16 protein-coding genes are annotated in these 19,944 nt (G+C 70.6%); 8 read left to right on the top strand and 8 right to left on the bottom strand.

The window, feature by feature from the left end:
• Positions 1-157: 157 nt before the first annotated feature.
• Positions 158-1,516 (top strand): MATE family efflux transporter, encoded by a 1,359-nt coding sequence (locus H629_RS0109430; RefSeq protein WP_051137867.1) that lies wholly within the window; start codon positions 158-160, stop codon positions 1,514-1,516.
• Positions 1,517-1,548: 32 nt separating this feature from the next.
• Here the strand turns inward: H629_RS0109430 and H629_RS0109425 are convergent, their stop codons facing one another.
• The 3 genes from H629_RS0109425 to H629_RS0109415 all read right to left on the bottom strand — a co-directional run bounded on the left by H629_RS0109425 (position 1,549) and on the right by H629_RS0109415 (position 5,863).
• Positions 1,549-3,051 carry an alpha/beta hydrolase gene (locus H629_RS0109425; protein ID WP_024357018.1) on the bottom strand — a complete coding sequence of 501 codons (1,503 nt, stop codon included), beginning with the start codon at positions 3,049-3,051 and terminating at the stop codon, positions 1,549-1,551.
• A gap of 220 nt (positions 3,052-3,271) precedes the next feature.
• Complete coding sequence (locus tag H629_RS0109420; protein ID WP_024357017.1) at positions 3,272-4,822, bottom strand: alpha/beta hydrolase; 1,551 nt, start codon at positions 4,820-4,822, stop codon at positions 3,272-3,274.
• Positions 4,823-4,948: 126 nt separating this feature from the next.
• Positions 4,949-5,863 (bottom strand): helix-turn-helix domain-containing protein, encoded by a 915-nt coding sequence (locus H629_RS0109415; protein WP_024357016.1) that lies wholly within the window; start codon positions 5,861-5,863, stop codon positions 4,949-4,951.
• A gap of 76 nt (positions 5,864-5,939) precedes the next feature.
• Between H629_RS0109415 and H629_RS0109410 the strand changes: the two genes are divergently transcribed.
• Positions 5,940-7,277, top strand: coding sequence for an MFS transporter (locus H629_RS0109410; protein WP_024357015.1), 1,338 nt, complete (start codon positions 5,940-5,942; stop codon positions 7,275-7,277).
• 307 nt (positions 7,278-7,584) lie between these two features.
• The gene (nucS, locus tag H629_RS0109405; protein WP_024357014.1) at positions 7,585-8,277 is read left to right on the top strand and encodes an endonuclease NucS; all 693 of its coding nucleotides are present in this window, start codon (positions 7,585-7,587) and stop codon (positions 8,275-8,277) included.
• Here the strand turns inward: nucS and H629_RS0109400 are convergent.
• On the bottom strand, positions 8,259-8,861 hold the full coding sequence (locus H629_RS0109400) for a TetR/AcrR family transcriptional regulator (RefSeq protein ID WP_024357013.1): 603 nt from the start codon (positions 8,859-8,861) through the stop codon (positions 8,259-8,261). The two genes, nucS and H629_RS0109400, sit on opposite strands and share 19 nt — an antisense overlap.
• Before the next feature lie 160 nt (positions 8,862-9,021).
• Here H629_RS0109400 and H629_RS0109395 point away from each other — a divergent pair, with 160 nt between their 5' ends.
• The 4 genes from H629_RS0109395 (at position 9,022) to H629_RS0109380 (ending at position 12,107) form a co-directional block, all read left to right on the top strand.
• Positions 9,022-9,651, top strand: a complete 630-nt coding sequence (locus H629_RS0109395; protein ID WP_024357012.1) for a biotin transporter BioY — start codon at positions 9,022-9,024, stop codon at positions 9,649-9,651.
• Between the two features lie 186 nt (positions 9,652-9,837).
• The gene (locus tag H629_RS0109390) at positions 9,838-10,680 is read left to right on the top strand and encodes an energy-coupling factor ABC transporter ATP-binding protein (RefSeq protein ID WP_024357011.1); all 843 of its coding nucleotides are present in this window, start codon (positions 9,838-9,840) and stop codon (positions 10,678-10,680) included.
• A gap of 2 nt (positions 10,681-10,682) precedes the next feature.
• Positions 10,683-11,291 carry an energy-coupling factor transporter transmembrane component T family protein gene (locus H629_RS0109385; protein WP_240471089.1) on the top strand — a complete coding sequence of 203 codons (609 nt, stop codon included), beginning with the start codon at positions 10,683-10,685 and terminating at the stop codon, positions 11,289-11,291.
• A gap of 228 nt (positions 11,292-11,519) precedes the next feature.
• On the top strand, positions 11,520-12,107 hold the full coding sequence (locus H629_RS0109380; protein ID WP_024357009.1) for an SseB family protein: 588 nt from the start codon (positions 11,520-11,522) through the stop codon (positions 12,105-12,107).
• A gap of 133 nt (positions 12,108-12,240) precedes the next feature.
• Here the strand turns inward: H629_RS0109380 and H629_RS0109375 are convergent, their stop codons facing one another.
• The 4 genes from H629_RS0109375 to H629_RS0109360 all read right to left on the bottom strand — a co-directional run bounded on the left by H629_RS0109375 (position 12,241) and on the right by H629_RS0109360 (position 18,501).
• The gene (locus H629_RS0109375) at positions 12,241-12,813 is read right to left on the bottom strand and encodes an HdeD family acid-resistance protein (RefSeq protein ID WP_024357008.1); all 573 of its coding nucleotides are present in this window, start codon (positions 12,811-12,813) and stop codon (positions 12,241-12,243) included.
• A 173-nt stretch (positions 12,814-12,986) separates the two neighbouring features.
• Positions 12,987-14,381 carry a purine-cytosine permease family protein gene (locus tag H629_RS0109370; RefSeq protein WP_024357007.1) on the bottom strand — a complete coding sequence of 465 codons (1,395 nt, stop codon included), beginning with the start codon at positions 14,379-14,381 and terminating at the stop codon, positions 12,987-12,989.
• Between the two features lie 89 nt (positions 14,382-14,470).
• Positions 14,471-16,462: a hydantoinase B/oxoprolinase family protein gene (locus H629_RS0109365; RefSeq protein WP_024357006.1), complete on the bottom strand. Its 1,992-nt coding sequence runs from the start codon at positions 16,460-16,462 to the stop codon at positions 14,471-14,473.
• On the bottom strand, positions 16,462-18,501 hold the full coding sequence (locus H629_RS0109360; protein ID WP_024357005.1) for a hydantoinase/oxoprolinase family protein: 2,040 nt from the start codon (positions 18,499-18,501) through the stop codon (positions 16,462-16,464). The genes H629_RS0109365 and H629_RS0109360 overlap by 1 nt, the downstream gene beginning before the upstream one ends.
• Before the next feature lie 213 nt (positions 18,502-18,714).
• Here H629_RS0109360 and H629_RS0109355 point away from each other — a divergent pair, with 213 nt between their 5' ends.
• Positions 18,715-19,941: a PucR family transcriptional regulator gene (locus H629_RS0109355; protein ID WP_024357004.1), complete on the top strand. Its 1,227-nt coding sequence runs from the start codon at positions 18,715-18,717 to the stop codon at positions 19,939-19,941.
• Positions 19,942-19,944: the final 3 nt, after the last annotated feature.

Genomic DNA, 19,944 nt, shown 5'->3' with positions numbered 1-19,944 from the left:
AGAATATTCGAACATCGACATAACATGCAAAAAATTCGACCAAAACTTTACATGTCACCCATTCGTGTCAACTTCTTTACAGTGTGAGCGCTTCGCTCGGCGGCTGCCCGATTCGCAGTCCGCATCGATGTCGGGGGTCGCCGCTAACGTGGTCAGCATGTCCAGCACCAGCCCCGCTCCGCCGCGAGCGCCCCGCGGCGAGCGCCGTCGCATCGACCGCAGCATCGCGCACCTCGCGGTGCCCGCGCTCGGCGCCCTCGTCGCCGAACCGCTGTTCCTCGTGGTCGACTCCGCGCTCGTGGGGCATCTCGGGGCGACACCTCTCGCCGGTCTCGCGATCGCGGCGGCGATCCTGCAGACCGCAGTGGGGCTCATGATCTTCCTTGCCTATTCGACCACGCCGCTCGTGGCTCGCCGGCGCGGTGCCGGTGATCTGCGCGGCGCCGTACAGGCCGGCATCGACGGGCTCTGGCTCGCGCTCGGCATCGGCGTCGCCGTGGGGGCCGTGCTGTGGGCGGCGAGCGGGCCGCTCGTCGCACTGTTCCACGTGGAACAGCGCACCGCGGATCAGGCCCTCGCCTACCTCACGGTCTCCTGCCTCGGCATTCCGGCCATGCTCGTGGTCTTCGCGGCGAGCGGACTGCTCCGAGGCCTGCAGGATACGAAGACCCCGCTCGCGGTGGCCACGATCGGCTTCACAGTCAATGCACTGCTCAACTGGTGGTTCATCTACGGCCTGGGCTTCGGGATCGCGGGCAGCGCCTGGGGCACCGTGCTCGCCCAGTGGGGCATGGTCGCCGTCTATCTGATCGTCGTCGTGCGGCACGCCCGCCGGGCGGAGGCCGGGTTCCTGCCGCACCGGGACGGCCTCGCGCACGCGGGCCGCAGCGGCGGCTGGCTGTTCATCCGCACCGTGGGGCTGCGCGCCGCGCTGCTCGTCACGGTCTTCGCGGCGACGAGTCACGGCACCACGGCCACCGCCGGATACCAGGTCGTATTCACCATCTTCTCGACGGCGGCATTCGCGCTCGACGCTCTCGCGATCGCTGCGCAGGCGCTCGTGGGCGACGCCCTCGGCGCCCGAGACGCGGCGCGCGCCCGGCTCATCGTGCGGCGCACCGTCTTCTGGGGCATCGCGTGCGGTGCCGTGATCGGCGCGCTGCTGGCCGCCGCGAGCCCCGTGGTGGGGCGCATCTTCACGAACGACGAGAGCGTGCTCGCGATCCTGCCTCCCGCGCTGCTGGTGCTCGGGATCTCGCTGCCCCTCGGCGGCTTCGTCTTCGTGCTCGACGGCGTGCTCATGGGCGCGGGCGACGCCCGCTATCTCGCGTGGACGAGCCTCGTCAACCTCGCCGTGTACCTGCCGGCGCTCTGGCTGCTCACCGTGCTCGTGCCAGGCGGCACGGCGGCGCTCGTCGCACTCACAGCCGGCTTCACGCTGGTGTTCATGCTGACGCGGGCCGTGACGCTCGGGATCCGCACGCGCGGCGGCGCCTGGGTGCGGCTCGGCGCCTGAGCCCGCCTGAGTGCGGCTCGGGTCCGCGCCGCTCAGTCGACCTCGCAGACCGTCCCCTCGGCGGGCAGTTCGCCCGTGAGGAGGTAGGCGACCGTCGCGTCGTTCACGCAGCTCGAACGCTCCGCGAAGCTGGCGCCGTGACCGTGGCCGTCGAGGGTGAGCAGGCGCGCGTTGCCGAGCTCGCGCACCAGCTGCTTCGACCCCTCGTAGGGGGTCGCGTGGTCGCCGGTCACCCCGACCACGAGGATCGGCGCGTCCGGAGATCCCGAGAACGACTCGGTGATGTCATCCCCGCTCTCGGGCAGCGCGTCGCACGAGAGGTCGACCCAGGGGCCCAGCGACTCGTCGTCGACCTCGGGGCCGCCGAGCAGCTCAGGGATGCCCGCCTCCTCGACGTACTCGACGAAGCCCACGAGGTCGGGGTCGGCGGGGAAGGAATGGCAGCGCACGATCGAGCCCTGGGGGCCGACCGCAGCCCCACCGCTCGCCATGCTCTCCACGATGCCGTCGATGCTCTGCTGCTCACCGCGCATCGCGCCGGCGAGCGTCTCGAGCGCGAGGTCGCGCGTCTCCGGAATGCCGTACAGCGACGAGGCGAGGTAGTTGAAGAGCAGGCCGCCGTCGATCTCGGTGCCGTCGCTCGCCACGAGCGGCGCCTCGGCGAGGCGCTGCATCGCCTGCTGCAGGGCTTCTTCGCTATCGATCGGGCAGTCGGCCTGGGCGTAGTCCGTCGCGCAGGTGCTCAGCAGCTCGACCACCTCGTGCGCCGTCGCCGCCTGCTGCGCGAAGGTCTGCTGCGGGCTGGCCCAGCGTGCGGCGATCGCGCTGTCGAGCACCATGCGGCCGACGCGCTCGGGGAACAGCGTGGCGTAGGTCGCCCCGAGCACCGTGCCGTAGGAGTAGCCCAGGTAGTGGACGCTCTCGTCGTCCACGAGCGCGCGCAGCAGCTCCATGTCGCGCGCCACCTGCGAGGTGCCCATCGAGTGGGCGAGCGGGTTCGCGTCGGCGCAGAGCGCGATCTCCAGCTCTGGCACGCTCGAGAAGCCGGGGCAGTCGATGGCCGAACTGCGGCCGATGCCCCGAGGATCGAAACCGACGACGTTGTAGCGCTCGGTCACCGGCTCGGCGCCGGTCATGACCGACACCCGGTAGGCGAGATCGACGCCGCTGCCGCCCGGGCCGCCCGGGTTCACGAACAGCGTGCCGATGGGCTCGCCGTCGCCCGTCGCCGCGCGGCGGTTGACCGAGAGCTCGATCGTCTCGTGATTGCTCGGGTCGTTCCAGTCGAGCGGTGCCTCGACCATCGCGCACTCGTACTCGTCGAGGGGGGCGCCCCGCTGTTCGAGACGCTTCGCAGCGCGATCCTCGATCTCCGAGAGGTCGCACTCGCCCCATTCGATCGACTGCGCGTACACGCCGGGGTAGGTCTCCGCTTGACGGGCGCTGGCGGAGTCGTCGACCGCCGGGCTGCAGGCGGAAAGCCCGAGACCGCTGAGGGCGAGCAGCGCGATCGCTGCGGTGGTCCGGTTCCTCATGGAGCTCCTCCTGAAAAGTTGGATACAGTACATCACACCTGAGAGCGGCGACGTGCGCACACGCTGCGGCTAGGACGGGATCGGCGAGGCGATGACCGCGACGGAGTAATCCTGCTCGGAGATTCACCGGCGCCCGGCAATGGGCGGCGGTTCGCGCGCAAACTGCAGCGAGCGCGCGCGGATTGCACCGCCCGATCCTTGGCGGTCCCGCAGGTGCGGCTCAGCCGTCGTCGCAGACCGTCCCGACCTCGGGCATCCTCCCGTCGAGCAGGTAGCCGGTGACCGCGTCGTCGATGCAGCTCGAACGTCCGGCATAGGACGCAGCATGCCCCTCGCCGTCGAGCGTGAGCAGCGTCGCGTCGCCGAGTTCATCGGCGAGCACCTGCGCGTACTGGAAGGGGGTGGCATGGTCGCCGGTGATGCCGATGACGAGGATCGGACCGGCCCCTTCAGCGTCGAAGGTCTCGGTGTAGTCGAGCCCGCTCTCCGGCAGTGCATAGCACGAGAGGTCGAGGAACCTCGCGAGCACCGCATCCGTGAGCTCGGGCCCGCCGAGCAGCCGCGGCACGCCCGTCTCCTCGATGTGGGAGAGCAGCCCGGTGACATCCGGTTCGATCGGGAAGGAGTGGCAGGTGACCACCGTGAACGCGAGATCGATGCCGGTTCCGCCGGCAGCGGCCTCGCCGATCCAGTCGATCGCGTCCTGATCGCCGAAGAGCGCGAGGGCGATGGTGTCGAGAGTGCGGCCGCGCTCGAAGGCGCTCGCGTAGAGGGAATCCCAGAGGTAGCCGTGCAGCACCTCGCCGGTGATCTCGGTGCCGTCGCTCGCGAGGAGCGGGGTCGCGTCGAGCTGCGCGATCACCGCGAGCAGGGAGTCCTCGGAGGTGAAGGGGCAGACCTCGACCTGGTCTGCATACTCCGTGCGGCATGCAGTGGCGAGGGCGACCATCGCGTGCGAAGCGGCGACCTGCTGGTCGAAGAGGTGGATCGGGCTCGCCCAGGCCGCGTTCTCCGCGCTGTCGAGCACCATCCGGCCGACCTCATCAGGGAAGATGCTCGCATATGTCGCTCCGAGCATGGTGCCGTACGAGTAGCCTAGATAGTCGAGGCGATCCGCCCCGATGAGGTGGCGGAGGAGTTCCATGTCGCGCGCGACCTGCACCGTGCCCATCGTGTGCGCGAGGGGGCTGTGCTCCCCGCACTCCGCGATCTGCACCGCCACGATGTCCGAGGAGATCTCGTCGCAGTCGAGCGGGGTACTGCCGCCGATGCCGCGCGGGTCGAAGCCGAGCAGGTCGTACGACTCGAGCACGCCTTCGAAGCCCGGCGAAAGCGGCATGCCGAGCATGAAGTCGACCCCGGTGGCGCCGGGGCCGCCCGGGTTGCCGATGAGTGTACCGATCGGGGCCCCGGAGCCGGTCGCAGGGATGTGCACGATCGAGAGCTCGATCGTCTCCGAGAGTTCGGGGTCGTTCCAGTCGAGCGGGGCGAGAACATACGCGCACGCGACCGCGTCGAGGTCCACCCCGACGGCGGCGAGTTCATCCGCCGTCGCATCGTCGAGGCCGTCATCGGGACCGCACTCGAACCACTCGATCTCCTGAGCGTAGAGCCCGGCGAAGGCATCGGCCTGCCAGGCCGCCCCGCGCTTCGCCGGGTCGAGCAGCGCCGCAGTGTCGTCGGCCGGGACTGACGCGGAGCACCCCGCGAGAGCGACGACGGAGAGGGCGGCGGCGAGACGGAGGCTGAAAGCGCGACGATGCTCGGTCATGCGTCCCACACTAGGCCGAGAGAACGCGTGCATCGGCGAGACCGGCGACCTCGTGCGCAGGCTGCTCCGTTCATGCGTGCGGCTCCTCCTACCGCGCGGCGCGCCTGCCGCTGCCGGAGCACCGGCTCAGCGCACGGAGCGCAGCTCGCGGGGGCCGAGCCCGTACAGATCCTCGAGCGCGCGTCGCATGCTCGAACTCGATCCGAATCCGGCCTGCAGGGCCAGTTCCCCGACGTCGAGCCCGTCGAATCTGGCGTCCTGCAGCATCGAGCGCGCGACGCGTGCGCGCTCACGACGGATCTCACCGGCGACGGTGCTCCCCGCTTCTGAGAAGACCGCCTGGAGGTGCCGCAACGACACTCCGGCACCGCGAGCCACGGCTTCCGGGGTCAGGCCCAGCTCGGCTCTGCGCGTGGCGATCTCGGTGAGCGCGCGTTCCCGCGCGACGGCGCGCGGAGTGCCCCGCAGGGTGTCCGTGCCTGCTCGGCCGAGCAGCAGGGTGCCCGCCATGTCGATGACCAGACGGTCCACGGTCTGGCTCTCGCCCTCGCTCACCTGCTGCTCGCCAGAGACGGCCTGGTCGAGGAACGCCTGCATCGCCCGCTCGGGCACGGTGAGTTCGGAGTAGACCCCGACGGTGTCCGCGAGCATCGGGACGTACGGCAGCACGGCCTCCCGCGGAATCCGAGCGACGACGAAGCGCCAGTCGCCCAAGAACCGCACCCGGTGCGGCAGACCGCTCGGCGCGACGATGAGCGGCCCGACCGAGGCCTTCCACGATCCGCCGTCGAGGTATTCGAACTCCCCGCGCTCCACGAAGATGATGTCGATGGTGGAGAACCCGGGACGAAGCGGCCGGCGTTCGATCTCAGCGCCGGCACCCCACGCCTCGATCACGAGCACCGCCCCGAACGCGCGCACGCGCGCCTGCATGCCGAGTTCGCCGCCGACGCCGCGCACGCCTTCGCGGCGAAAATCGCCGCCCCGATACTCCGTGATCGAACGCTCCGGGAGACCCTCTGCGTTCGCCTTCGAATTCATCCCCACGGCGAAACAGTACTGTACTTCCGCACGAGATACGGGCCGCGCCGCGCACTCTGCGCCCTAGACTCGATCCGTGGCAGAGCGTGCGGCATTCGAACGGGGCGAGGTGGTGCGCTGGGTGCGAACCGTGCCCGTCGTCTTCCTCCTGGTGGGGATGGGCTTCGGCACCTGGCTGAGCCGCTTGCCCGCGGTGCGGGATCAGCTCGGCGCGAGTGCCACCGAGATGAGCGTCTACGGGCTCTGCCTCGCGGTGGGCAGCCTGGCAGGGCTCATGCTCTCGGGTCGGATCGTGCACCGCTTCGGCCCCCGCCGAACCATCTTCGTCGGCACCATCGCCATGACGATCACGCTGCCGAGCGCGGCGGCGATCATCGTGAGCGGCGCGATCCCGCCCGGCCTCGTCGTGCTCTTCGCCTACGGCTTCGCGTTCAGCATCTGCGATGTCGCGATGAACGTGAGCGGCGCGAACGCGGAGGCCGCGTTCGGCCGGCCCCGCATGCCGCTCATGCACGCGGGTTACAGCCTCGGCGCCGTTGCGGCGACGGGCCTCGGCGGTCTCGCCGAAGCGCTCCGCGTGCCCGTGCCCGTGCACTTCGCCGCGGTCATGCTCGTGAGTGCGGTCGCGCTGTTCGCGCTGCTGCGTAATCTGCCGCGAGACGAGTACGCGGCGCGCAGCGCGGCCGAGCGGGCGAGCGTCGAGCGCGATCCCGCGACGGGCCCGATCCCCGTCATCGACTCCGCCGCCGGCCAGCAGCCCGCCTTCACCACGGTGACCGGGTCGATCCCGGTCCAGCGTCCGGGCCTCGACGGCGCCCCGGGCGACGGCACGGCGCAGGCTCCCGGATCCGCCCGGCCCTACAGCCCCTGGCGCGACCCGCGCATCTTCTTCATCGGTCTGCTCACGCTCTCGTTCGGACTCTTCGAGGGCACCGCGAGCGACTGGCTGCCGCTCGCCCTCGTCGACGGCCGCGGCCTGAGCAACCAGCTGGGCTCGGTGATGCTGAGCGTGTTCTTCGCCGCGGTGATGGCGGTGCGGATCGCCGGTTCGTGGCTCATCCTCCGTTTCGGGCGGGTGCCCGTGCTGCGGGCGTCCGCGGTGCTCGCCGCGGCGGGCGTCGTGATGACGATCCTGCTGCCGGGCACGGCGGGCGCGGTGGTCGGCGTGCTCGCCTGGGGTGTCGGCACGAGCCTCGGCTGGCCGATCGCGATCTCGGCGGCGGCGGATCGCGCGGACACCGCCGCCCGCGATGTCGCCGCGGTATCGGCGCTCGGCTACGGGTCGATGCTCGTGGGGCCGATGGCGTTCGGGTTCCTGGGCGAGCACATCGGGCTGCTCTCCGCGTTCTGGGCGCTGCTGCCGTTCGCGGTGTACGTGCTGTTCGCGGCGTCGGCGACACGTTCGCGGCGCTGATCCGCCGCGCAGCCCCTCACTCTCCCTCCCTACCTGCCCCCTGCCTGCCTCCCTGCCTCCCTCCCTGCTTGTCGCCCCCTCCCCTGCTTCCCTCCCCTCCCCCGCCTACCTCCCTGCTACCCCTTCTCCCTTCCCCTTCCCCCTTCCCCTTCCCCGCCGAGAGGCGGATTTCGCATGGGAAAGCTGCCGCGGAGCTGCGAAATCCGCCTCTCGACGCGCTGTTGGAATGGGCAGAGGGGGCGCGGGACGGGGGAGAAGCACGGGGGTGCCGCATCAGCGCAGCGGGCGAGCGGGTAAACTACCGCGGGTGCGAATCGTTGTTGCAGACTGCTCGGTCGACTATGCAGGCCGCCTCTCGGCCCACCTGCCCCGAGCCAAGCGCGTGCTCATGCTCAAGAACGACGGTTCGATCCTGGTGCACAGCGATGGCGGCTCCTACAAGCCGCTCAACTGGATGAGCCCGCCCTGCTCGCTCACCACCGTCGAGCTCGACGAGGATCAGCAGGCCGCCGGCATCGTCGAGGCCTGGCAGGTCACCCACAAGAAGACCGCCGACAAGCTCATCGTGTCGGTGTTCGAGGTGTTCCACGACTCGTCGCACGACCTGGGTGTCGATCCCGGTCTCATCAAGGACGGCGTCGAGGCGCACCTGCAGGAGCTGCTCGCCGACCAGATCGAGCTCGTGGGCGAGGGGCACACGCTCGTGCGCCGCGAGTACATGACGGCGATCGGCCCGGTCGACATCCTCGCCCGCGACGCCGCCGGCGCCTCGGTGGCGATCGAGATCAAGCGCCGCGGGGGGATCGACGGCGTCGAGCAGCTCACCCGCTACCTCGAACTCATGAACCGCGATCCGAAGCTCGCCCCCGTGCAGGGCATCTTCGCGGCGCAGGAGATCAAACCGCAGGCGCGCACCCTCGCCGAGGACCGCGGCATCCGCTGCCTCGTGCTCGACTACGACGCGATGCGCGGCATGGAGGATCAGAACACGCTGTTCTGAGGTTCGGCGGCGCCCAGGACCGGGTTCAGCTGCGCAGGGGCTCCGAGCCCGCGGAGGATGATGTCGAGGCCGCGCTCGAAGGAGGCGTCGAGGTCGGTCGCGGCGGCAGGGTCGGTCGTGCCGCCGCGCGGCAGGGCAGCAGGGTCGATGAGGGCGCCGAGCGCCGCCGCCTGCCGGTGGGTCTGCGTCGACTGCGCGTGCCCGAAGGTGTAGAGCAGCAGCGTGCGCGCACCGTCCGGGCCGACGAGCCCCGCGAGGCGCCGCTCCGCTTCCGAGGCGCCGAGCCGGAACGCCGCGGCTGTCGCCACGACGTCGGCGCCGTCGCGCACGGCAAGCATCGCCTCGCGCAGGGCGATGCAGCAGGAGCGCGGATCGGCGACGGCCGCGCCGAGCGCCGTCGCCGGCCCCACGATCTCGTCGGCCATGAGCGCGAGCAGCGTCTGCTTGTCGGAGACGTGGTGGTAGAGCGCGCTCGGCTGCACGCCCAGCTCTGCGGCGACGCGCCGCATCGAGCAGTGCTCGAGCCCGTGGGCGTCGAGCACGCGCAGCCCGGCGGCGACCACGTCGGCGAGGCTGTTGCGCATTCCCCCATCCTACCGCTAACCTGAACACCGTTCACCAGAACAGTGTTCAGGTCGTGCCGGATCAGATCCGGGCTCGCCACCGGGATCCGCCCGCGATCCCCCGCCCATCACCCGCTCGTCCGCTCCCGCCCGGAGCGCGACCCGCCCCCAGGAGGCCAGAGTGTCCGCACCCGAGACCGACGCCATCGGCGCAGCCGAGACCCCCGCCGCGCCCGCGGTCGCAGCGAAGCGCAACGTCGCCACCGACATCGCACTCATCGCCACCTTCGCCGCACTCATCGCGGTCTGCGCGCTGCTGCCCGCCATCAGCGTGGGCGGCGCCGTGCCCATCACCCTGCAGACCTTCGCGGTCATCCTCGCCGGCACCGTGCTGGGCGCGCGCCGCGGCTTCCTCGCCGTGCTGCTCTACCTCGCGGTCGGCGCGGCCGGGCTGCCCGTCTTCTCCGGCGGATCCGCAGGCCTCGCCCCGTTCGTCGGCCCCTCCGTGGGCTACCTCGTCGCTTTCCCGTTCGCGGCGCTGCTCGCCGGCTTCATCGTCGAGCGCCTGCCCCGCCGCCGCATCGCCACCAGCATCCCGCTCATCTTCGTCGCGGGCATCGTGTCGAGCTTCGTCTTCGTGCACCCGCTCGGCATCCTCGGCATGGCCTGGCGGGCCGACCTCACCCTGGGCCAGGCCTTCCTCGCCGACCTCGCCTTCTGGCCCGGCGACGTGGTCAAGAACCTCCTGATGGCGGTCGTCGCCACGGCCGTGCACCGCGCCTTCCCCCAGCTGCTGCCCGTACGCCGCTGAGCCCATCGCCCCTTCGGCTTCGGCGTCGCGCACTCCGGTGTTTCGGATCTCTCCGGTGTTTCGGACGGGCACCTGCGTCCTGCTCCGAGATTCCCTCCTGCTCCGAAACACCGAGGGGGCACCCCGGCAGCCAGAGCCGAAGCCTCGCCCGGCCCACACCCGCCCCACACCGCATAGGATCTCCGAGTGATCGAACTGCGCAGCGCCACCGCGACCGCGCCCACGCCCGACGGCGAGGCGACGATCCTGCACCCCACCTCGCTCAGCCTCGCCGAGCGGCGCATCTCGATCATCGGCGCCAACGGATCGGGCAAGTCAACCCTTGCGCGACTGCTGAACGGTCTCGTCGAGCCGAGCTCCGGCAGCGTCGCCATCACGGCGCCGGAGATCGCGGGCGAAAGGGCCGGGGCCGCTGCGGCGGCAGGCGGCGGATCGGGCGGATCCTCGGCAGGCGCACGCGATCCGCGCCCGCTCGACACCCGCCGCGACGGGGCCGCCGTGCGACGCCGAGTCGGCTTCGTCTTCACCGACCCCGCCGCGCAGCTCATCATGCCGACCGCGATCGAAGACGTGATGCTCTCCCTGCGCCGCGCGCACCGCGACAAGCGCGCCCGCCGCGACGCCGCACTCGCCGCGCTCGACCGCTTCGGTCTCGCGGACCTCGCCGACCGCAGCGTGCACACCCTCTCGGGCGGGCAGAAGCAGTTGCTCGCCATCGCGTCGGTGCTCGCGACCGACCCCGCGATCCTCGTCGCCGACGAGCCCACGACGCTGCTCGACCTGCGCAACGCCCGCATGATCGGCGATCTGCTCATGGCGCTGCCGCAGCAGCTCGTAGTGGTGACGCACGACCTCGAACTCGCCGCGCGCGCCGACCGCACGCTCGTCGTCGAAGCGGGACGCGTGGTGTTCGACGGGGAGCCCGCCGCCGCGATCGCCCACTACCGGGAGTTGAGCGGGGCCCCGTCTGCATCGAGCGCGGACGCCGCCGGATCCTCCCCCGACAGCCCCGCCGAGGAACGCCCGTGAGCATGCCCTCACCGCTCGGGGCCTACCTGCCGGGCTCGGGGCCGCTCCACCGCCTGCGGCCCGGCGCGAAGCTGCTCGGGCTCTTCGCGTTCGCGATCGCGGTGGTATCGACGACCGGCGTGCCGCTCACCGCGCTGTGGCTCGGGATCGCGATCGCCCTCGCCGTGCTCGCGGGCCTGCGCGGGCGCGACTTCTGGCGGGTCGCACGCGGCTTCGCACTGGTCGCGATCCCGCTCTTCGCATTCCAGGCGTGGCAGCACGGCTGGGAACGCGGCGCCGAAGTGGTCGGCGACCTCTTCGCGATGATCCTCGCCGCGAGCGCCGTCACCGCGAGCACCGCCGTCGACGACATGCTCGACACGATCACCTGGGCGCTCGGCCCGCTGCGCCGCTTCGGGGCGAAACCCGAGCGCGTCGCCCTGGCCTTCTCACTCGTGATCCGGGCGATCCCCACCATCCTGGGGGTCGCGCGCGAAACCCAGGCCGCGGCGCGGGCCCGCGGGCTCGAACGGGATCCGCGCGCGCGGCTCATGCCGCTCGTGCTGCGCACGGTCGCGCACGCGCAGCTCACCGGCGAGGCCCTCGCCGCGCGCGGCGTCGGCGAGGACTGAGGATCGCGGCAGTCGAGCCCGCCTCGTTCGTCGCCCGTCATCAGCCGTCCGTCGTCCGTCATCAGCCGCCCGTCGTCCGTCGTCCGTCGTCCGTCGTCTTGAAATCGGGGTCACTTTTTGCCGCGCGTCGCCGTCCGACACGGCCAAAAGCGACCCCGATCTCAGAAGAGCAGGCTGAGCGACGGTCGCGCCGCCGGAGCGCGGGCCGCACGCTCTAGGCTGGAGGGCATGGCCGAGAACCCGCAGCTCCCCGAATCCGACGCCACGCATGACGCCTCCACGCACGATGCCACCGCGCACGACGCCACCGCGCACGACGCCGCCGCGAACACCGACTCCGCCGACAGCGCAGACGCAGCACCCGAGGCGCTGATCCCGGACGAGGTGCACCCCGACTACGCGAACGACGCGGTGCGCGAGGCTCTGCGCGAACTGCAGCAGCAGCCCGACTACGCGCGGCTCGCCGGCTTCCTCAACTCGCTGCGCGACGGCTACCTGGTGGCCGACGTGACCGGCACCTCGTCGAAGAAGAAGGGCCCGCGGGTGCGCACGATCCGCTCCACGAAGGGCCAGCTCGTGCTGCCGCTCTTCACCTCGATGGCCGAGCTGCGCGCCGTCGCGCCGGCCGAGCGCCGCGCCGAGGTCAAGGGCGCGATCATGCCCGCGCACGAGGCGATCGCGCTGATCCGCACCGACCGCTTCGTCGCGGCCGAGTTCGACAAGGCGGGCGCCTCACTCGTGGTGCTGCGCAAGTACCTCGCGCTCGCACTGGAGCCCGATGCCGTCACCGCGGATCAGCTCGAGCAGATGCGCTGAGCCCGCCGGGCCGTCACCGCGGCCGCGGATCCGCCCCCGACGACTGAGCCCCATCGACTGAGCCCCGACGACTGAGGCCCGGAGTGCAGCGCACCCCGGGCCTCGATCGACAGCGGCAACCGCCGCCCGTGCGCTACTCGGCAGAACCGAACTTGAAGGCGCGCACCACCTGCACGACGCCCATCACGACCATCGAGATGCCGAGCAGCAGCCACAGGGTCACGGCCCCGAGCAGCGGCGACAGCATGAGCGAGAGGCCGGCGATGACGCTGATGATGCCGTAGATGACGGTCCAGGTCTTGTTGCCGCTCTGCTTCACGACCGTGAACGCCATCACGCCCTCGAAGAGCCACAGCACGCCGATGGTCACCGACAGGAAGATCGCGAGCACCGCGGCGGTGGCGCCGAGGTTCACCATCATCACGATGCCGCCGATCACGTACAGCACGCCGAGCAGGATGTGGCCGGTGCGGGCCCATCCGCCGAGCGTGCGGCTGAAGATCGCCGAACCGATGTAGACGACGCCCACGACCAGCGCGTAGGCGGCCATGACGGCGGCGACGATCTGCATGGCGACCGCGCCGGTCTTCCCGGGGAAGAACATGATGAGCAGACCGAGCACGATCGCGATGAGCCCGCCCACGCCGAACGCGGTGCGCACTCCGTCCCCTGCGCGCTGCAGCAGGTTCGTTTCGGGTGAGGTCATGAGAACTCCTTCGCTGAGACAGCGTCCGCACACGCGGCGCATACCCTCATCATGGTGCATCTGCGGTCGTGGCACTACTCCCCTCGACGCCGCGCCGTCGCCGCGGTGTCCCCGCCTGGGGCCGCGGGCGGGCGGAGGGGCGGATCGGCCCGTCGCGCGATCCGCCCCTCGTCTCACGCGCCGACGACCGGGATGAGGCCCGTGCGGCTCGTCGGATTCGTCTTCCAGAGCAGCGCGTACACGAGCGCGGCCGATACGGCGGTGAGGATCGGGCCCCAGGTCGACCCGATGCCCGCGAGCTCGGGGTTCAGCGCGCCGAACTGCAGCATGCCGATGCCGATGACCGTCGCGACGGCCCACGCGATGAGCCCGTTCGCGTTGACCGCCCGGTAGCGCTCGTCGCCGATGCCGGCGTGCTCCTGACCCCTGCCGCGACCCATGAGCACGTGGGTGAGCGCGATGGCCACCCACGCCGTGACGAGCACGCCCTGCCAGGCGAGCGCGATGAGGATGTACTGCACGACGGGCAGCAGCATGAGCAGGTAGATGATGAGCGAGGAGAGGAGCACCCAGGCGAGATTCGGCATGCGCAGCCGGAACACCTTCTCGCCGAACGCGCGCAGATTCGCCGCACCGAGGTAGTAGTTCGCGGTGTTGATGCGGGTCTGGGTGGCGATGACCACGATGAGGCCGAGGAAGCCCATCAGGTTCACGACGCCGCCCACGATGCCCGTCTCCGAGGCTTCGGTGCCGGGGATGGTGAAGGTGAGGATGATGCCGACGACCGCCGAGAACGCGAAGGCCACGAGGTAGAAGAACGGCCCGAAGGTGAACACCTGGTGGAAGCGGGTGTCCTTGCGCTTGCCGAGCGCGGCGTAGTCCATCGTGTACATCATGAGGATCCACACGCCCATGTAGCCGGAGAAGGTCGCGAGCCAGCCGGGGCCGCCCGACGCGAAGGGCAGCGAGGCCTCCGGGGCATGCGTCGCCCAGTCGGGGTTGTAACCGTACTGCACGGTCGCCCACACCACCGCGGCGATGAGGCCGAAGAAGTAGATGGGCAGCAGGATGCCGTTGATCTTGTCGAGGAAGCGGCGCACGCCGCCGATGATGAGCGGGGTGGTGCCGACCACGACGACGAGGCTCCAGAACCACATCTCGCCGCCGAAGGCCGCCATGAACGCGTAGGCGACGAGCGACCCCTCGAACACCGCGTAGTAGATGGCGATGAGCGCGAAGATGATCATCGCGATGGCCGACCCGGCGTTGCCGAGGATCGTGCGCGAGAACGCCGCCACCGTGGTGCGGTTGTTGATCGCGTAGCGGGAGAGGACGGCGTTGATGACGCCGTAGACGACGACGGAGAGCGCGATGCCGATGAGCGCGTCGACCGTGCCGTAGGCGATCGCCATGGCGGCGCCGATGTAGACGAAGAAGAACGCGCTCGCGACGCCGTACCAGGCCATCGCGAGGGAGCCGCGGCTCATCTGGTCGTCGTCGCTGCCCTCGCGCGCGAGGGCGTCGGTGGCTTCAACATCTTCGTTGCTGCCGGTGAGATTGATGGACACTGCTGATACCTCCATTGGTATTTCGGGCAGGGCGCGATGGCCCCCGGCTGCGTTGCCGGGGGCCGGAGCGCCGAAGGGACTGGGGCCGGCTATCGGCTCCAGTGGTCGAGCGAGCGGCGGCTCATCTGCGCGCGGTGCTGCCTCGTCGTCTCCTCGAAGAGCTCGCCGGTGCCCCAGTCGAGGATCACGCCGTGCCGGCGGATCACGTCGAGCAGGTCGAGGCGCCCCGCGCGGTACTGCTCGGCGATCTCGTGCGGATCGGCTTGGAGCCAGGCGGCGCGGTGCTCGCGGATCCAGGCGCGCTTGGCCAGCGTGGCCTCTCGGTCGATCTCGTAGCGGTCGAGCTCGGGATCGATCGGCGCGATGACCACGCCGTAGTCCTCGGCCGCGCGCTCGATCGAGACGTAGTCGTCGATCACGTCTTCGAGCACCTCCTCCGGAGTGCGGTCGAGCGGGTCGCCGAAGCCGCCGCCGCCGGCCGAGGGCCGGTAGAAGGTGTCGCCCGGCTGCACCGGCACCGATGAGAAGATTGAGCCGAGGAAGCGCTCGTTCTCGGTGTCGCGGTTGAGCCATACGCCGTGCGGGATCGAGGGCAGGCCGCCCTCGATGCCCCAGGTGATGGATCGGGCGCGGTCGCAGCAGTAGCTCATCACCGAGGCGTCGGCGTCGGTGAGGGTGCCGCCCTTCTCGACGCCGCAACCGCCGCGGAAGCGGCCGGGCCCGCCCGAGTCGGTGCCGATCCGGTGCATCGTGGTGAGCACCGGCGTGAGCCGTTCCTGCCCCTCGCACGCCTGCACCGCGAGGCCCACGCCGAACACGGGAGCGGTGGCGCTCGAGCCGTCCTTCGAGGAGCGGCCGCCCCAGCCGCCGGCCATCCAGTCGTACCACATGAAGTACGGCTTCGACTCGCTGCGGGCGTCGCGCCCGCCGACGAGCAGGTACTCGAGGTTGAAGGCGCAGGCCATCGCCCGCTCGGGCATGAGCTGCGACCAGATCTCGAAGATGCCGTTCATGAGCTTCTCGTACGGGCCCGAGCAGAAGCCCGTGACCGCGTAGGGCCAGCCGGCGTTCACCACGGTGCCCTCGGGACCGATGTCGGCGGTCACCGCCGCGTAGAAGCCGGAGTTGAGCGGCACGTCGGGGAAGAAGGTCTTCGTGCCCGCGTAGATCGCCGAGAACGTGGTGCCGTATCCCGAGTTGAGGAAGGTGTCGACCACGTCGGCACTGCCCTCGAGGTTGTAGTGGATCCCCTCGCCGTCGAGCGTCATGGTGATCTTGATCGGCACAAGACCCTCGGGCTTGCCCGGATCGAGGTCGAGGTAGTCGACCGTCTCCCAGGTGCCGCGGGGGAGGTCGGCGAGACGGCGGCGCACGGTGCGCTCGACGTAGTCCTGCGTCTCCTGCATCGCGAGCTCGACGGTCTCCGTGCCGTAGCGGTCGACGAGGCGCAGCACCTCGCGCTCGCAGACGGCGGTGGCCTCCGACTGCGCGTGCAGGTCGCCGAGCGCCTGCTCCGGGGCGCGGGTGTTCGCGACGAGCAGCTGAGCGACGTCGTGCAGGAACACCCCCTTCGACCAGACGCGGATCGGGGTGATCCGGAGACCCTCGCCGAAGTGCTCCGAGGCCGACACGTCGAAGGATCCGGGCACCTTGCCGCCGATGTCGGCCCAGTGGCCCTTGTTCTGCGCGAAGGCGATGATGCGGCCCTCGGAGAAGATGGGGCGCACGAAGGAGACGTCGTTGAAGTGCGTGCCGCCGCGGTACGGGTCGTTGATCGCGAACACGTCGCCCGGGTGGATGTCGCCGCCGAACTGCTCGATCACGGCCTTCGCCTGGAAGTGCAGCGTGCCGACGTGCACCGCGATATCGCCGGATCCCTGCATCACCGTGTTGCCGTGCGCGTCGCACAGCGCCGACGAGAAGTCGCGGGAGTAGATGACGAAGGAGTAGCAGGTGCGCAGGATCTGCTCGCTCATGAGGTCGACGCTGGTGGCGAAGGCGTTCTTCAGCACCTCGAACGTCACCGGGTCGAGCGCGGTCTGGCGGGCCGCGACGGGGCTGAGAGTGGTGGTGTCGCTCATCAGTTGATCTCCTCGAGGTGGATGCGGATGTTGAGCCACTCGTCGATCTCGGCGCGAGTGTACGGGGGCACGACCGTGGTCGAGTCGAGCTGGTTGATGATCGCCGGGCCCTGGAACGCGGTGCCCGCGGCGAGCGCGTCGCGGTCGTAGACGGGGGTGTCGAGCCAGCCGGTGACGCCGAAGTAGACGGGGCGGCGCTCGGCGGGCTCCCCCGGCGCCTGGGGCACGGGGTCGGCGGGGCGGAACGAGGGCTTCGGGATCTTGCCGACGGCGCCGAGATGCAGCTGGTAGACCTCGACGGGGGCGTCGTCCTGGCGGAACGCGAACTCGCGCTCGTACTGCTCGTGGAAGGTGCGCACCGCCTGCTCGAGCGCGCCCGGGCCGGAGCCCATGGGCACCTGCAGCGAGCGCCACTGCCCCTGGTAGCGCATGGAGATCTTGCGCTGCAGGATCGCGTTCTCCTCGGCGACGCCCTCGTGGCGCAGGCGCGCGCTGGCCTCGGTCTCGAGGGTGAGGAACGCCTGCTCGATGCCTTCTTCGTCGGCGCCGGAGGCGAGGCCCGTGTACATCTGCGCGAAGTCGTGCTGGATGTCGACGAGCAGGCAGCCCATGGCCGAGGTGACGCCGGGGTTCGGCGGCACGACGACGGTGGGGATGCCGAGTTCGCGGGCGACGTCGGCGCCGTGGAGGGCGCCGGCTCCGCCGAAGGCGAGCAGTGCGAAGTCGCGGGGGTCGTAGCCGCGGCGGATCGAGACCAGTCGCACGGCGTCGGCCATGTTGGCGTTCGCGACGGAGACGATGGCCTGCGCGGCCTCCTCGAGGCCCATGCCGAGGGGCTCGGCGATGACGCGGCGGATCGCCTCTTCGGAGAGCGAGCGGTCGAGCTGCTTCACCCCGCCGGCGAGCGAGGTGCCGAGCCGGCCGAGCACCACGTTGGCGTCGGTGTTGGTGGGCTGGTCGCCACCGGTGTCGTAGCAGGCGGGACCGGGATCCGCGCCGGCCGACTGGGGGCCGTTGCGCAGCGAGCCCGCGATGTCGATGTGGGCGAGGGATCCGCCGCCGGCGCCGATGGTGAGCACCTCGATGGAGGGGAAGATGATGGGGTGGCCGTATTCGACCTGCCACTCCTGGGAGACGCGCAGTTCGCCGTCGGCGACGAGGGCGATGTCGGTGGAGGTGCCGCCCATGTCGAGGCTCACGGCGTTGTCGTAGCCGCACTGCTGCGCGATGTGCTTGGCCGAGATCGCGCCGGCGGCGATGCCCGAGGCGGCGAGCCGCACGGGGAACTTCTCGACGAGGCGCGGCGTCATCGAACCGCCGCCCGAGTGGAGCAGCAGCAGGTCGCCGCGGTAGCCGCCGTCGCGCAGCCGATCCGCGAGACGGTTGACGTAGCCGGACACGAGTGGCGCGAGCACGGCGTTCGCGACGGCGGTGTTGAAGCGCGGGTACTCGAAGATCTCCGGCAGCACCTCGGCCGAGGTGGAGACGGTGGCGTCGGGGATGACCTCTTCGAGGATCTCGCGCATGCGGGTCTCGTGGGCGGCGTTGGCGTAGGAGTTGAGGAAGCAGACCGCGATGGTCTTCACGCCGCGGCGCTGCAGCAGCTCGGCCAGTCGACGGGCCTCGACCTCGTCGAGGGGCGTGATGGTGTGGCCGTTGTAGTCGATGCGCTCGGTGACCTCGAAGCGGTCGCGGCGGCGGATGTACGGCTCGGAGACGTCGTTGTAGGCGTCCCAGAGGTCGTCCTTGGTGCCGTCGCGGATCTCGAGCACGTCGCGGAAGCCGCGGGTGGTGACGAGGGCCGCCGCCGGGAAGTTGCGGGTGATGAGCGCGTTGGTGGCGACGGTGGTGCCGTGCGAGAAGAGCGCGACCTCGTTCAGGTCGATCTCGCCCCGATCCACGCCGTTCATCACCGCGATCATGGGATCGGCCGGTGTCGATGGCACCTTCGTCACCCGCATCTGCTGGGTGTCGTCATCGAAGATGCAGACGTCGGTGAATGTGCCGCCGACGTCTACCGCGACGCGAATACTGCTCATGGGTCCTCCTGGATTCATCGTTGACTTCCGGATGCATCAACCCTCGTGCCCGTCGCGTCGGGGGTCACTAGAGAATACGAAGGTTTGCGACGCTCCCATTGTAAAATTCACAAAAAACACCGGTCTGGCGCTCGGCAAACCTCCGCTTCGCACAATCCGCACGCAGGATGAGTCAGAACCCGGCAGCGCGCCGCCGCAGAGAGGACGGTCCCCATGCTCGACGACCCCGCCACCGGCTCGGAGATCGACCGCCTCCGCACCACGCTCGACATCACCCACGCGATGCTCGCGGCCGTGTCCTCGACCGATCCCGTGCGGTCCCTCGCATCCCGCGCGAGCACCATCTGCCACGGCACCGCGATCATCTACGACTTCGAAGGCTCCGTCGTCGCGAGCACGGGCGAAGCGCCCGTGCAGCTCATCTGGAACGAGGTCTCCGCCACCAACCAGCGCGAGCTCGCTCTCGAGATCGGTCGCTGGCACGTGCGCACCCGACGGGTCGCCCTGCGCGACGGGGTGCACGTCATCGCGATCGCGAGCCGCGGCCCCGAACGGCTCGAGCAGATCGGCGAGCTGCTGCTCGACACCTCGGAACGGCTGCTGGGCGCCGTGCACGGCATCCAGTACGGTGCGACGCAGCGCGACCGCCGCGACAACGAGCAGCTCATCGCAGCGCTGCACGACGGCATCGTGCCGGCCCGCGAGCACCGGTTCTGGAGCCGGCTCGCGCAGTTCCGCTTCCCCACCTACGCGAGTGTGCGCGCCGTTGAACTCGCTCCGCTGGACGCGCCGTCGGCGTCGGAGACCCACATCGCCCAGCTCGTCTCGCGCGCCCGCTCCGACGACCTGCCGCTGCTCGTCATGCTGCGCCGCGTCGACATGGATGCGCCTGCGACGATCGCCGCACTGGTGCCCGCCTCGGCCTCAGGCGAGCAGTGGCTCGCGTCGGTCGCGCGCCAGTTCCTCGTCGGCTCGTCGGCGCCGACACCGTCGCTCTCGAACCTCCCGGAGTGCGTGCGCGAGGCCGAGACGGCCCTCGGCATCGCCCGGCAGTGGGCGGCCGCGGCGGAGACGCCGGAGGAGCTCGGGCCCGTTCTCATCGATCGCATCGATCTCTCGACCTGGCTGCTCTCGCACGTCGATCATCGGCAGCTGCGCGATCGGATCGACCGCACGCTCGTGCCGATCGGGTCGCAGCTGCTGCGGGACACCCTCACGACCTACCTCGCCACCGGGCAGAACGTCGCGGCCACCGCCGAGGCGCTCTTCCTGCATCCCAACACCGTGCGCTACCGCATCGGACGCGTCGAGGAGGCGATCGGCGAACCGCTCACCTCGCCCTTCGCCCTTTCGAACCTGATCCTCGCACTGTATCCGGAGATCATCGGCCGCCGGGCCGAGCTGGGCGAGCGGGGTCCCGCCGGGCCGTCCGCGCCCTGAGCC

It is taken from the genome of Leucobacter chironomi DSM 19883 (assembly GCF_000421845.1).
Classification (GTDB): Bacteria; Actinomycetota; Actinomycetes; order Actinomycetales; family Microbacteriaceae; genus Leucobacter; species Leucobacter chironomi.
The sequence above is the reverse complement of the archived record's forward strand: the minus strand, read 5'-3'. Positions and strand labels throughout refer to the sequence as shown.

Bases quoted from the DNA above. Each gene is read 5' to 3' on its own strand.
- H629_RS0109430 (WP_051137867.1), top strand. From the start codon at position 158: ATGTCCAGCACCAGCCCCGCTCCGCCGCGAGCGCCCCGCGGCGAGCGC.
- H629_RS0109425 (WP_024357018.1), bottom strand. From the start codon at position 3,051: ATGAGGAACCGGACCACCGCAGCGATCGCGCTGCTCGCCCTCAGCGGT.
- H629_RS0109420 (WP_024357017.1), bottom strand. From the start codon at position 4,822: ATGACCGAGCATCGTCGCGCTTTCAGCCTCCGTCTCGCCGCCGCCCTC.
- H629_RS0109415 (WP_024357016.1), bottom strand. From the start codon at position 5,863: ATGAATTCGAAGGCGAACGCAGAGGGTCTCCCGGAGCGTTCGATCACG.
- H629_RS0109400 (WP_024357013.1), bottom strand. From the start codon at position 8,861: ATGCGCAACAGCCTCGCCGACGTGGTCGCCGCCGGGCTGCGCGTGCTC.
- H629_RS0109385 (WP_240471089.1), top strand. From the start codon at position 10,683: ATGCCCTCACCGCTCGGGGCCTACCTGCCGGGCTCGGGGCCGCTCCAC.
- H629_RS0109380 (WP_024357009.1), top strand. From the start codon at position 11,520: ATGGCCGAGAACCCGCAGCTCCCCGAATCCGACGCCACGCATGACGCC.
- H629_RS0109375 (WP_024357008.1), bottom strand. From the start codon at position 12,813: ATGACCTCACCCGAAACGAACCTGCTGCAGCGCGCAGGGGACGGAGTG.
- H629_RS0109365 (WP_024357006.1), bottom strand. From the start codon at position 16,462: ATGAGCGACACCACCACTCTCAGCCCCGTCGCGGCCCGCCAGACCGCG.
- H629_RS0109360 (WP_024357005.1), bottom strand. From the start codon at position 18,501: ATGAGCAGTATTCGCGTCGCGGTAGACGTCGGCGGCACATTCACCGAC.
- H629_RS0109355 (WP_024357004.1), top strand. From the start codon at position 18,715: ATGCTCGACGACCCCGCCACCGGCTCGGAGATCGACCGCCTCCGCACC.